This is a genomic window from Nocardia sp. NPDC019219, from assembly GCF_040632645.1.
GTDB classification, from domain to species: Bacteria; Actinomycetota; Actinomycetes; order Mycobacteriales; family Mycobacteriaceae; genus Nocardia; species Nocardia sputorum.
In genome coordinates this window covers 44,711-57,556 of record NZ_JBEYCG010000014.1, presented here as the reverse complement: position 1 = coordinate 57,556, position 12,846 = coordinate 44,711, and the positions used below count along the sequence as shown (strand labels likewise).

At 70.7% G+C, this 12,846-nt stretch carries 13 protein-coding genes; 7 read left to right on the top strand and 6 right to left on the bottom strand.

Annotated elements, in window-relative coordinates; genetic code table 11:
• Positions 1-8 precede the first annotated feature (8 nt).
• The 5 genes from ABZ552_RS24220 to ABZ552_RS24200 all read left to right on the top strand — a co-directional run bounded on the left by ABZ552_RS24220 (position 9) and on the right by ABZ552_RS24200 (position 5,546).
• Entirely contained in the window at positions 9-578 is a 570-nt protein-coding gene (locus tag ABZ552_RS24220; RefSeq protein ID WP_281881049.1) for an ATP/GTP-binding protein, read from the top strand.
• A gap of 108 nt (positions 579-686) precedes the next feature.
• Positions 687-1,106 (top strand): VOC family protein, encoded by a 420-nt coding sequence (locus ABZ552_RS24215; protein WP_281874355.1) that lies wholly within the window; start codon positions 687-689, stop codon positions 1,104-1,106.
• A 78-nt stretch (positions 1,107-1,184) separates the two neighbouring features.
• Entirely contained in the window at positions 1,185-3,944 is a 2,760-nt protein-coding gene (ppc, locus tag ABZ552_RS24210) for a phosphoenolpyruvate carboxylase (RefSeq protein ID WP_357440062.1), read from the top strand.
• A gap of 36 nt (positions 3,945-3,980) precedes the next feature.
• The gene (locus ABZ552_RS24205; RefSeq protein WP_357439891.1) at positions 3,981-5,279 is read left to right on the top strand and encodes an amino acid deaminase; all 1,299 of its coding nucleotides are present in this window, start codon (positions 3,981-3,983) and stop codon (positions 5,277-5,279) included.
• 3 nt (positions 5,280-5,282) lie between these two features.
• Positions 5,283-5,546 carry a hypothetical protein gene (locus ABZ552_RS24200; protein WP_357439888.1) on the top strand — a complete coding sequence of 88 codons (264 nt, stop codon included), beginning with the start codon at positions 5,283-5,285 and terminating at the stop codon, positions 5,544-5,546.
• A 53-nt stretch (positions 5,547-5,599) separates the two neighbouring features.
• Here ABZ552_RS24200 and ABZ552_RS24195 read toward each other — a convergent pair whose 3' ends face one another.
• Entirely contained in the window at positions 5,600-6,568 is a 969-nt protein-coding gene (locus ABZ552_RS24195; protein ID WP_357439885.1) for a WYL domain-containing protein, read from the bottom strand.
• A gap of 62 nt (positions 6,569-6,630) precedes the next feature.
• Between ABZ552_RS24195 and ABZ552_RS24190 the strand changes: the two genes are divergently transcribed.
• Positions 6,631-7,815, top strand: a complete 1,185-nt coding sequence (locus ABZ552_RS24190) for an epoxide hydrolase family protein (protein WP_281919079.1) — start codon at positions 6,631-6,633, stop codon at positions 7,813-7,815.
• A gap of 205 nt (positions 7,816-8,020) precedes the next feature.
• Here ABZ552_RS24190 and ABZ552_RS24185 read toward each other — a convergent pair whose 3' ends face one another.
• Positions 8,021-9,052, bottom strand: coding sequence for a WYL domain-containing protein (locus ABZ552_RS24185; RefSeq protein ID WP_357439881.1), 1,032 nt, complete (start codon positions 9,050-9,052; stop codon positions 8,021-8,023).
• Between the two features lie 63 nt (positions 9,053-9,115).
• On the opposite strand from ABZ552_RS24185, the gene ABZ552_RS24180 reads away from it, so the two are divergent.
• Positions 9,116-9,607, top strand: a complete 492-nt coding sequence (locus ABZ552_RS24180; protein WP_281874342.1) for a pyridoxamine 5'-phosphate oxidase family protein — start codon at positions 9,116-9,118, stop codon at positions 9,605-9,607.
• 76 nt (positions 9,608-9,683) lie between these two features.
• Here the strand turns inward: ABZ552_RS24180 and ABZ552_RS24175 are convergent, their stop codons facing one another.
• From ABZ552_RS24175 to ABZ552_RS24160, 4 genes are all read right to left on the bottom strand, one after another.
• Positions 9,684-10,931, bottom strand: a complete 1,248-nt coding sequence (locus ABZ552_RS24175; protein WP_357439877.1) for an RNA polymerase sigma factor — start codon at positions 10,929-10,931, stop codon at positions 9,684-9,686.
• Positions 10,932-11,270, bottom strand: coding sequence for a YciI family protein (locus ABZ552_RS24170; protein ID WP_281919076.1), 339 nt, complete (start codon positions 11,268-11,270; stop codon positions 10,932-10,934).
• A gap of 12 nt (positions 11,271-11,282) precedes the next feature.
• Positions 11,283-11,867 carry a dihydrofolate reductase family protein gene (locus tag ABZ552_RS24165; RefSeq protein WP_357439874.1) on the bottom strand — a complete coding sequence of 195 codons (585 nt, stop codon included), beginning with the start codon at positions 11,865-11,867 and terminating at the stop codon, positions 11,283-11,285.
• Positions 11,868-11,980: 113 nt separating this feature from the next.
• Positions 11,981-12,799 (bottom strand): isocitrate lyase/phosphoenolpyruvate mutase family protein, encoded by an 819-nt coding sequence (locus ABZ552_RS24160; RefSeq protein ID WP_357439871.1) that lies wholly within the window; start codon positions 12,797-12,799, stop codon positions 11,981-11,983.
• Positions 12,800-12,846: the final 47 nt, after the last annotated feature.

Below are 12,846 nucleotides of genomic sequence, written 5' to 3'. Positions count from 1 at the left end.
CGCCGACCATGCCGTCCTCGGTGAAAATCGTGGTCAGCGGCGGATTCGGCGTCGGGAAGACGACGTTCATCGGGGCCATATCGGAAATCGAGCCCCTGGTGACCGAGGCGGCGATGACCGAGGTGGCGGTCGGCGTGGACGACGCGGGGCACGGGGCGGACAAGACGCAGACCACCGTCGCGCTCGACTTCGGGCGCATCACCCTGGACAGCGCACTGCTGCTGTACCTGTTCGGCACGCCGGGACAGGACCGTTTCGTCTTCCTGTGGGACGACCTGGTAGACGGCGCGCTCGGCGCGGTGATCGTGGTGGACACCAGTCGCGTCGACGACTGCTATCCGGTGCTGGACTACTTCGAGGCGCGCGGCACGCCCTTCGTCGTGGCGGTCAACCGCTTCGACGGCGGCACTCGCTTCGATCTCGACGAGGTCCGTGAGGCACTCGAGCTCGAGACGTGGATCCCGGTGCTGGAATGCGATGCAAGGCGACGTGATTCGGTGAAGCAGGTGCTGGTGTCGCTGCTCGAACAGGTCCTGTCGCACCGTGCGGATCACCTCACCGCCCGAGACGCGGGCTGAAATCGGGTCGATCGGCGACTGCGACAGTGCCCCGGGCCGCCGATGAATTCGCCGCGCGTGCGTCGTCTGTACTGTTGCCCGACCCTGACGAACAGAAGGAGCAGCAGCATGAGCAACGGCGCGGATCTCGCCCTCACCCACATCGGCGTCCTGGTCGCCGACCAGGACAAGGCACTGGAGTTCTACCGCGACGTGATCGGCCTCGAGGTGCGGGCCGACCTGCCGTTCGCCGGTGGGCGCTGGCTGACCGTCGGCCCGGCGAAGCAGCCGGGCATCGAGTTCATCCTGGAAACCCCGGAGATGGTGCCGGACGAGGCGGCCGGTGCGGCGGCGCGGGCGCGGCTGGCCAACGGCGCGCAGGGCACGCTGATCTTCACCACCGACGCCGTGGACGCCACCTTCGCCCGGCTGCGCGACGCCGGTGTCGAGGTGACGCAGGAGCCGATCTCCCAGCCGTACGGCGTGCGCGACTGCGGCTTCCGCGACCCGTGGGGCAATCACCTGCGCTTCTCCCAGCTTCCCGGCTGAGCCGATCGCGGCCGGTGTGGGCCGCGTCGCATACCCCGGCGGCCCGGCGGGCAATACTGTCTGATCATGGGCGAATCGATGAGCGAGACCGAACAGGACGCCATCCGGCCGCTGCGCGACGACATCCGATTTCTCGGCGGCGTGCTCGGTGACACCATTCGCGACCACGAGGGACCGGAGGTCTTCGACCTCATCGAGCGGGTGCGGATCGAAGCGTTCCGGGTGCGCCGCGAGGAGGTCGAGCGCAGCGCCGTCGCGGAGATGCTGGACCGTGTGGACATCGCGGTGGCCCTGCCGCTCATCCGCGCGTTCAGCTACTTCGTGCTGCTGGCCAATCTGGCCGAGGACATCCAACGCGATCGCCGCCGCGCCGCCCACGAGGCGGCGGGCGAACCGCCGCAGGACTCGTCGCTGGCGGCCACCTACCGCAAGCTGGACGCGGCGGCGCTGGACGGGACGCGGGTCGCCGATCTGCTGGCCGACGCACTGGTGTCGCCGGTGATCACCGCGCACCCGACGGAGACGCGCCGGCGCACCGTCTTCGACGCGCAGGCCCGGATCACCGAGTTGATGCGCCTGCGTCAGCGCTATGCCGAGAACGAGCGCGAACGGGCCGACCTGGAACTGCGGATCCGCCGCCAGGTGCTGAGCCTGTGGCGGACCGCGCTGATCCGCCTGGCGCGCTTGCGGATCCAGGACGAGATCTCGGTGGGTCTGCGCTACTACGACCTCACCCTGTTCGACGTGATTCCGGCGATCAACGCCGAGGTGCGCGCGGCGCTGCGCTCGCGCTGGCCGGGCGTGGAGTTGCTGCCGCGCCCGATGCTGCGTCCCGGCTCGTGGATCGGCGGCGACCGCGACGGAAATCCCTACGTCACCGCCGAGGTGGTGCGTCAGGCCGCCTACCGCGCGGCGGGCGTCGCGTTCGAGCGTTACCTGCGCGAGCTGGTGGAACTGGAGAAGACGCTCTCGCTGTCGGCTCGGCTGGTCGCTGTGACGCCCGAGGTCGCCGCGCTCGCCGAGACCGGATATCCCGATCCGGCCGCGCACGCCGACGAACCGTATCGCCGTGCGCTGCACCATGTCCGGGCCCGGTTGACCGCCACCGCGCTGGCCGCGCTCGGCGAGGTTCCGCCGAACGGACTGGACGCCGGGGCGCGCCCCTACCCGACTCCGCAGGCGGTGCTGGACGACCTGGACGCGATCGACGCCTCACTGCGGCGCAGCGGCGACGGCTTGCTCGCCGACGATCGGCTGGCCGCGCTGCGCCACGCCCTGGAGACCTTCGGCTTCCACTTGCAGAGTCTGGACATGCGGCAGAACTCCGAGGTGCACGAGCAGGTCGTCGCCGAACTGCTGGCTTGGGCAGGCGTGCATCCCGACTACGCGAGCCTGCCGGAGTCACGCCGGGTGGAGCTGCTCGCGGCCGAGCTGCGGACCCGCCGCCCGTTGCTCGGCCCGCACGCACGACTGAGCGAACTGGCCGTCAAGGAACTCGACATCGTCCGCGCCGCGCGCGAGGTGGTGGACACGCTCGGCGCGGCGGCGGTGCCGACCTACATCATCAGCATGTGCACGTCGGTCAGCGATCTGCTCGAAGCCGCCCTGCTCTTGAAGGAAGGCGGACTGCTCGACCCCGGGGAGCCGGACGGGCCGCCGAGCTGCCCGGTGGGCATCGTCCCGCTGTTCGAGACCATCGAGGATCTGGGCGCCGGGGCGGCCACGTTGTCCGCGGCGCTGGAGGTGGGTGTCTATCACGATCTGGTGGCCGCGCAGGGCATGCGCCAAGAGGTGATGCTCGGCTATTCCGACTCCAACAAGGACGGCGGGTATCTGGCGGCGAACTGGGCGCTGTACCGGGCCGAATTGGATCTGGTCGAGGTCGCTCGCAAGACCGGAATCCGGCTGCGGCTGTTCCACGGCCGCGGCGGCACGGTCGGCCGCGGCGGCGGCCGCAGCTACGACGCGATCCTCGCCCAACCGGCGGGCGCGGTGCGCGGCTCGTTGCGGCTGACCGAGCAGGGTGAGGTGATCGCCGCGAAATACGCCGAACCCGGTACCGCGCACCGCAATCTGGAGTCGCTGATCGCGGGCACCCTGGAGTCGACCTTGCTGGACGTGGAGGGGCTCGGCGCCGACGCCGAGCCGTCCTACGGCATCATGGACGACCTGGCCGCCCGTGCCCGCGCCGCGTACGCGCGGCTGGTGCACGAGACACCCGGTTTCGTCGAGTATTTCCGGCAGTCCACGCCGGTCGCCGAGGTGGGCGACCTGAACATCGGCAGCAGGCCCGCCTCGCGCAAGCCGACGAATACGGTCGCGGACCTGCGCGCCATCCCATGGGTGATGTCGTGGAGCCAGGCGCGGGTGATGCTGCCGGGCTGGTACGGCACCGGAACCGCGCTCGAGGAGTGGATCGGCGGTGACCCGGAGCGCCTGGCCACCCTGGCGGATCTCTACCGGCGGTGGCCCTTCTTCCGCACGGTGCTGTCCAACCTGGCGCAGGTGATGGCCAAGAGCGATCTGGACATCGCCGCCCGCTACGCCGAATTGGTGGACGACGTGGCGTTGCGCGAGCAGATCTTCGGCATGATCCGCGACGAGCACGCCCGGACCGTGCGCATGCATGCCGCGATCACCGGAAACGACCATCTGCTCGCGGACAATCCGTCGCTGGCCGAGTCCATCCACAACCGTTTCCCCTACCTGGAGCCGCTGAACCAGATGCAGGTGGAGCTGCTGCGCCGCCTGCGCGCCGGGGACGACTCCGAACTGGTGAAGCGCGGCATCCTGCTGACCATGAACGGATTGGCCACCGCCCTGCGTAACTCGGGTTAGCCTTCGAACGGCCCCGGGCCGGGAGGAAGGAAGGTCGTGTCGATCGACGAAGCAGCGGTGGCGGCGCTCGCGGACCGCCGCATCGGTCCCGAACACAAGGGCATGTCACCCGCGTTCTGGGGGCGGACCGTGCGGGAATTCCGCGGTGCCGCACCGGCGCTCGACGAGCTGGAGACGCCGGTGCTCACGGTGGACCGCGCGGCCCTGTCGGCGAACATCGCGGTCATGGCCGACTGGGTGCGCGCGGCCGGGGTGCGGCTGGCGCCGCACGGCAAGACCACGATGGCGCCGCAGGTGTGGGCCGAGCAGCTGGCCGCGGGCTCGTGGGGCATCACCCTGGCGACCATCTGGCAGACGCAGGTGGCGCGGTCCTTCGGCGTCGCGCGGGTGTTGCTGGCCAACGCGCTGGTCGATCCGGTCGGATTGCGCTGGGTGGCGGCGGAATCGGCGCGTGACCCGTCGTTCGAGTTCCTCTGCTGGGCCGACAGCGTCGAAACGGTCGCTCTGATGGACGCGCATCTGCGCAGCGCCCCGGACGCGAAGCCGATCAGGGTCCTGGTGGAACTCGGCGGCGCGCACGGCAGAACCGGCGCACGCACGGTGGAACAGGCGCATGCCGTGGCGGCGGCTATCGACGCGGCGGCGCGGCTGACGCTCGCCGGGGTCGGCGGTTACGAAGGAGCGCTCGCCCACGACCGCACGGCAGCCGGTGTCCGCGCGGTGCGCGATTACCTCGGCGAACTCGCCCGCCTGCACCGGGAACTGCTGGCGGCGGGGCGATACCGCGGTCCGGCCGTCGTCACCGCGGGCGGCAGCGCCTATCCGGAACTGGCGCTGGAATACCTCGCCCCGTTGTCCGACGAACAGGGCAGGCAGGGTGTCGCGACGACCGTCGTGCTGCGCTCGGGCGCGTATGTCATCCACGACGACGGCTTCTACGCGAGCATGTCGCCGCTGGCGGATCCCGAGTGCGCGCGGCCGCTGCGCTCGGCGATGCACGGTTGGGCCCGTGCCCTCTCGCGCCCGGAGCCCGGGCTCGTGTTGCTGGATGCCGGCAAACGCGATCTGCCGTTCGACGAGGGACTTCCGATTCCGCAGCGCGTCGCGGGACCGCACGGCGGTGCGCCGGCCCCGGACGCGACGGTCTCCGCGCTCAACGACCAGCACGCTTTCCTTCGGTTGCCGGACGACGCCGAGTTGCCCCTCGGCTCGGTCGTACGGCTCGGTCTCTCCCATCCGTGCACCGCCTTCGACAAATGGCGGCTGATCCCGGTGATCGATGACGCCGACGCCCCGACACCGCGGGTGGTGGATCTGCTGCACACGTTCTTCTGATGCTTGCTGACCGCGTTCGGGTTCGACTACGTGCCCGGCAATGCGCGGCTGCCTCCGAGTTCTGGCATGCGCATCGCGCCTATGGCGATGCGGACGCTCGCGCGCGGGCGGTGTGGTCGGCTCCAATCCGATCTGCCTGTCAGCGCCGCTGCGCCGCTCGGCGGCGAAGATCCCGCCACCCTCGCCGCGATCGAGAACACCATGTACGCCACTGCCGTCACGGCATGGACGCCCAGGAATTCCTACGTCGATCGTCCGGAGCGGTAGCACTCGATGCAAGTCCGATCGCTGGCCGGCGTCCTGACGCTGCTAGCCGACGTTCACGGCGCGGGGAAGGCACGCACGGCTCGCTCGCAGCGGACGGCTTGGGCGCGGAGGGCGTCGACGAGTTCCGGCGGACCCGTGAGCAAGGTGAAGTCCAGGTCGACCGACGTGATCATCCACACCAGCTGCTCGGGCGAGTCGCTGCCGACGTGCAGGCGGCAGCTGTGCTCGTCGACCGCTTCCAGGACGCCCATCCCGGGCCACACCCGGTCGGCGGCGTCGTCGGCCGAACGGTGCAACAGCACCGTCGCCTGCTCTGGCCAGGCGCGCGCCGACAGCCGCATCGAAAGATATGCCGCGACATCGCCTTCCGGCGGCTCACGGGGTGTGAAGCGTGGTCCGGTCGGGATCCGGGGGGTGATCCGGTCCACCCGGAAGGTGCGCCAGTCGGCGCGATCCACGTCCCACCCGACCAGGTACCAGTGCCTGCTGAAGTGCACGAGGGTGTGCGGCTCCACCGTGCGCGGGCCGAGCGCGCCGCCGTGCGCGCGATAGTCGAACCGCAGTCGTTCGTGGCGTTGGCACGTCTCGGCGATGGCCATGAGCGTGTCCGGACGAACCTGCGGCACCGGCGCGCCGACCCGCAAGGTGGCGCCGCGCAGGGTGCGCACCCGATGCCGCAAGCGGGACGGCAACACCTGCTCCAGCTTGGTCAGCGCGCGCAACGACGCCTCTTCGAGCCCGGTCGCGGCGCCGCCGGAGGCGCCGCGCAACCCGACCGCCACCGCGACCGCTTCCTCGTCGTCGAGCAACAGCGGCGGCAGCGCGGCTCTCGCACCGAGGCGGTACCCCGCGGCGCCCCGGGTGGCGTGCACCGGGTAGCCGAGTTCGCGCAGCCGATCGATATCGCGGCGAACCGTACGGCCGGTGACGCCGAGCCGCGCCGCCAACTCGGGCCCCGTCCAGTCGGGGCGGGTCTGCAGCAGGGTCAGCAGTTCCAGCAGGCGGGCCGACGTTTCCAGCATGCCGCCAGCATGCCGGAAAGTTAGGAACGATCTCGTCCTAAGCGCTTCCTACCGTGGCGGGCATGACTACCGCATCCGACATCAGCCCGTTTCGCATCGCCATCCCGCAGGAGAAGATCGACGATCTGCGCCGCCGTCTCGCCGCCACGGTGTGGCCGAGCGACCTGCCCGGCGTCGGGTGGGACAAGGGCATGCGCGTGTCCCACCTGCGGCCGCTGGCCGAATACTGGCGTACCGAATTCGATTGGCGTGCCGTGGAAGCGAGGCTGAACGAGCTGCCGCAGTTCGTCACCGCGATCGACGGGCGGCAGGTGCACTTCCTGCACGTCCGCTCGCCGGAGCCGGAGGCTCTGCCGCTGGTGCTCGGGCACGGCTGGCCCGCATCTTTCGCCGAGTTCCTGGAGGTGCTCGGACCGCTCAGCGATCCGCGGGCGCACGGGGGCGATCCGGCCGACGCTTTCCACCTCGTCGTGCCCTCGCTGCCGGGGTTCGCGTTCTCCGAGGTGTCCCCGGAACCGGGTGCGGGTTCGACCGAGCGGTTCGCGGACGTGGTCGCGGCACTCATGGCGCGCCTGGGCTACGACCGCTACGGCGTACAGGGCGGCGACGCGGGATACTTCATCGCCGCTCGGCTGGGCCATATCGCCCGCGAACACGTGGTCGGCCTACACGTGAACGGCCCGATCACGATTCCTTCCTGGGACGGCGAAGACGGCGAATCCTGGGGCGGCGCGGACGGATCCGAGGCGCAGTGGTCTGCGGAGGACCAGGCGAAACTGGCCACGCTGACCGGCGCGGAGAGCTACTCCCGCTACGACTACGCGACCGTGCAGGCGCACCGTCCGCAGACGCTGGCCATCGGCCTCCAGGACTCGCCCGCCGGATTGCTGTCCTGGATCGCCGACCTGTTCCGGCAGTTCACCAACCCGGCGATCGAGGCGCCGGAGGACGCGGTGGGCCGGGACGCGCTGCTGACCAACGTCAGCCTGTATTGGTTCACCGGAACGTTCGCCTCCTCGCTGCGGCTCTACAGCGAATCCGCGGTATGGGGCGCGCCGGTGCAGAAGTCCGAGGTGCCGACCGCGGCGGCGATCTTTCCCGGCGACATGTCCGTGCGCAAACTCGCCGAGGACGCGCACAACATCGTCCGGTGGACCGAGTACGACCGCGGCGGGCATTTCGCGGCGATGGAGGCGCCGGATCTGTTGATCGCGGACGTGCGGGAGTTCTTCCGCACGTTGCGTTGAGCGATATGCCTGCCAGCTGTACGCCGGGGGCAGTACTGAACTGGCTGCGACAGAACCTCGCCCGCCGGCGGGGGCCGCTGCGCCGCGAGCGGCCCGCGATCAGTGCGTTCGATAATGGCGCCGAGGCTGTGGTCGGTCGTCGAACCGTATCGCTGAGCGGACGACGCCCGGGGTGAATCGTCCTGCGGTCGGTGAGTCGGCGCGATCAGCGGGTCGATCGTGGTCGCGCCGGGTCTCGGGCTGCCTGGGTAGGTGTGTGGGGGGCCTGGTTTCCCGAGTACCGCGCGTGCATGGCGGCGGCGGTCGCCGCGAGTCGCGCGCGCAGGTGCGGCGGTTCCAGCACTTCGACGTGCTCGCCGAGCGGCAGCAGGCCGTGGGCCAGCACTTCGTAGGACTCCGACGGCACCACCACCTCCACCCATCCCTCGGCGTCGGGCGGCCCGGCGGAGGCCAGCGCCTCCGCCACCGCCGCCGGATCGTTCGTCAGCCGTAGCAGGCGCAGATGGGTGGCGGCGATCCGGCAGCGCGCCCGCACACGCAGCATGGATCGCGCGAACTCGTCGGCGGCCTCGGCCCAGTGCGCCCGCAGGTCGAATTCGGCTGGGCGAACGAAGATTTCGCCGGTCGGTTCGGCGGCGACGAGCCGACCCACCCGGTACGAGCGCGGAGTGGACCCGCTGCGGGCGACGAGGTACCAGGTGCCCGCCTTGAGCACCAGGCCGAGCGGGTCGAGCAAGCGCTCGACCACCTTGTCCTTGCGGCCGTAGCGCACGCGCAACCGACGGTCGTGCCAGAGCGCGTCGGCGATCGTCGCGAGCGTCGGCGTCTCGTCCGGCTGGTGGAACCAGCCCGGGGCGTCGACGTGCACCCGCTCGGCGATGCGCGTCGCTCGCCCGCGCAGTTCCGGTGGCAGCGCGGCGAGCACCTTCAGCTGCGCGGTGGCCAGCACGGTGCCGAGCCCGAGATCGGCGGCGGCGCCGGGCAGGCCGGTCAGCAGCACCGCGTCGGCCTCGTCGGTGGTGAGGCCGGTGAGCCTGGTGCGATAGCCGTCCACCAGCCGCACGCCACCGGCCCGGCCCGGCTCGCTGTAGACCGGGACGCCGGCCGCCGAGAGGGCCTCGACGTCGCGGTAGACGGTGCGCACCGACACCTCCAGTTCCCGGGCCAGCTCGGGTGCGGTGAGCCGGCCCCGGGTCTGCAACAGCAGCAGCAGTTGCACCAGTCGACTAGCCCGCATGCACGCGACACTAGCGGCAAACCTTGACAGGAGACGGCAAGTTTTCGCCGTACCGTCCTCGGCATGACCACTTGGAGCCGATTCACCGACGAAGCACCGCACATCGCCGAGGTCTTCCTGCGCAGGCATCGCGCGGCGGGCAATCTCTGCATGCTCGGCACGATCCGATCCGACGGATCCCCGCGGATCAGTCCGATCGAGCCGCGGGTCTTCGAGGAGTCGCTCGTGATCGCGGGAATGCCGGGCACGACCAAGTTCCGCGACCTCGCCCGGGACCCGCGCTTCTGCCTGCATACCGCCACCGTCGACACCAACGTCTCCGACGGCGACGCCAAACTCTTCGGCGCCGTCGTCGACAATCCCGACCGCGACGTGCACGCCCGTTTCGCCCAGCACCTTTTCGACGAGACGGGCTTCGACATCCGGGGCCAGGAGTTCGACCACTTCTACGTCGCCGATCTCACCGGGGCCTCGACGGTGGAGGTAGCCGGTGACCATCTCGACATCACCATCTGGAAGCCGGGCGAGGGCGAGCGCGTGGTGCGCAAGCACTGAGCCGACGCCACTCGCACTCCAGGGCCGTCAACTGGCTCGGGAAGCCGCGGAGGTCGCCTGGCGTGAGCACGGGCCGTCAATGGCACCGGCGCGGCTGCTGTCCGCCGAGCTCGGCGCGCCTGCGCATCAGAAAGTTCCGTTCGGCCACATTCCCCGTGCGGGCGATGGCGGCGTCGTGGGCGGCAACGGCCTCCTCGGTGCGGCCGAGGCGGGTCAGCAGGTCGGCGCGGATGGCATGGAACAAGTGGTACCCCGCCAGCGGCAGTGCGTCCACCTGTTCCAATGCCATTGCGGGACCGCATACTTCGGCGACCGCCACCGCGCGATTGAGCGCGACCACCGGGTTCGGCGTGAGCGCGGCCAGCTGGTCGTAGAGCCGCACGATCTGACCCCAGTCGGTAGCCGCGGCGACGGGAGCGTCGGCATGCACCGCGTTGATCGCCGCCTGGATCTGGTACGGCCCCGGCCGGTCGCGGCGCAGGCACTGCCGGACCAGGGCGTGCCCTTCGGCGATCAGGTCGCGGTCCCAGCGCCTGCGATCCTGGTCCGCGAGGGGGATCAGGGAGCCGTCGGTGCCGGTACGGGCCGCCCGGCGGGACTCGCTCAGCAGCATCAGCGCGAGCAGGCCGGTCACCTCGGGCTCGTCCGGCATCAGCTCGGCCAGGAGACGGCCCAGGCGAATCGCCTCGGCACAGAGGTCGGTCCGGACCAGCCGCGCGCCGGAGGAGGCGGTGTGCCCCTCGGTGAAGATCAGGTACACCACGGCCAGCACCGCGCGCAGCCGGCCGGGCAGCTCCGCGTCGGCGGGCACCCGGTAGGGAATGCGGGCGTCGCGAATCTTGCCTTTGGCGCGGACCAAGCGTTGCGCCATGGTCGTTTCCGAGACCAGGAAGGCCCGGGCGATTTCCGGGGTACTCAGTCCGCCGAGCAGCCGGAGGGTCAGCGCGACCTGCGCCTGCGGCGCGAGCGCGGGGTGGCAGCAGGTGAAGATCAACCGGAGACGGTCGTCACGCACGCCGCTCACCGCCTCTTCCGGCTCGTTCTCGGCGCGCAGGAGGGCGGCCTGCGCGTGCCGGTCCGCGCGGGAGGCCTCGCGGCGCAGGCGGTCGATCGCCCGGTTCCGAGCGGTGGTGATGATCCAGCCGGGCGGGCTCGGCGGGAGACCGTCGGCGGGCCAGCGCTGGACGGCGGCGGTGAACGCGTCCTGCACCGCGTCCTCGGCGACGCCGATGTCACCGAAGACGCGGATGAGACTGGCGACCGCCCGGCCGTAGTGCTCGGCGAAGACCGCTTCGATCACCGAGCCGGTCACGGGTTCGCCCATCTACTCGTCCTGGATCGGACGGACTTCGATGGGCAGGCCGACCACGGCGGTGAGCTTGCGGCCCCACTCCAGCGCCTCGTCCAGATCGGCGGCGCGGATGACGGTGAACCCGCCGATGTGCTCCTTGCCCTCGACGTAGGGGCCGTCGGTGATGAGCACGTCGTCGTCATGAGCGCGCAGCACGGTCGCGGTGCCGGGCGCGTGCAAACCCGCGGCGAACACCCAGGCCCCTGCCGCCCGCATCTCGTCGTTCAGCGCGGCGAGCTCACGCATGATCTCGTCCAGGTTCTCCGGCACGCCTTCATCGGGCTGGTAGATGCTGAGCAGGTAGTGCTTCATCGCTCGTCCTCCTCATCCGCGCCGGTAGGTGGTGATGACGACACCGGTACCGGTCGTCACGGTTTCGGCCGACCGCAGCCGGCCCAACGCCACGCCGTCGAACAGGCGGCGACCCGTGCCGAGCACCAAGGGGTGGATCAGCAACAGGAACTCGTCCACCAGATCGTGGCGCATCAGCGAGCGCAACAGGTCACCGCTGCCCAGAACCACCAGATTCCGCTCCGGTTGCCGCCGCCGCAACTCGGGCACCGCGGTCACCGCGTCGCCGCCGAGCCAGGTCGAGTTCTGCCAGGGCAGCGGTCCGCCTCCGGTGCGGGAGGCGACGATCTTCTCGGTCTTGTCCAGCGCCTCGGCCATCGGATTGCCGACTTGCCGCGGCCAGTATCCCGCGAAGTCCTCGTAGGTGCGCCTGCCGAGCAGCAGCGCGCCGCGGTGCGCTGCCATGTGCCTGCCCAAAACCTCGGCCTGCACCGGATCGTCGTGCCGGTGCGCCCAGCCGCCGTGGGCGAATCCGTCCCTGCTGTCCTCGTCCGCCCGCCCCGGCGCCTGCATGACGCCGTCCAAGGTCAGGTGCTCCACCGCGATGATCTTGCTCATCTCCGCTCCTTCCGCGACCGGCTCGGCGCCGGCCTCACCACCTACACGAACGGGCCTCCGGCGGATCGACAGCATCGCCGAGATTTTCGGGCGGATATTCCGGCGGCTCCCGATCAGGACGGCAGCTGGGCGGGCAAGAGGCGTTGGATCTCGGGATAGCTCACGATGCCCGACGGAACGGCAGCGTCCTGCCGTACGGCGCGCGCGACGTCCAGGGCGGCCGACAGCGCCGCGCGGTACAGCAGCGATCCGGTGCTGATCCGGCGTACGCCGAGCTCGGTCAGTGTCGTTAGGCTCGGTCCCGTGGGCGAATAGAGGACGTTGACCGGTACTTCACTGCACGCTACGACCTGCTCGATACGCGCCGGGTCGGTCAGGCCGGGGACGAAGACGCCGTCGGCTCCGGCAGCGGCGTACCGCCGCGCGCGGTCGTGGGTAGAGCCGTGATCCAGGCCCAGCCAATGCGTGTCAACGCGGGCATTGACGAACAGTTCCGGCGTGCGTTCCTTGACCGCGGCGATCAGCGCGGCCTGCTGCTCCGGTGCGGCCAGCGCCGACCCGCGTCGGCCGTCTTCCAGGTTGACGCCCGCGATGCCGCAGGCGGCGAGCTGTTCGGCGAAATCCGCGACCGCGCCGGGCCGCTCGTCGAAACCGCCCTCGATATCGACGGTGACCGGGACCGGTAGCCCCGCGATGCGGCGAGCGGCCGCGAAGGTCTCCGCCTTGGTGACACCCGCGCCGTCGGTGCGTCCGGCCGCGGCGGCGACGCCCAGGCTGGTGGTGCCGATCGCCGGGAATCCTTCGTCGGCCAGCAGGGCGGCCGAGGCGAAGTCCCAGGCGTTCGGCAGGACCAGGGGACTGTCGCGGTGATGCAGACCGCGGAAGATGTCGAAATCGGTCGGCGGCGGCGTCACCGCAGAAGGCGAAGTCATGCCGCGACCGTAGCGACGGGACGTTTCGGCGACCGCCGAAACGACGA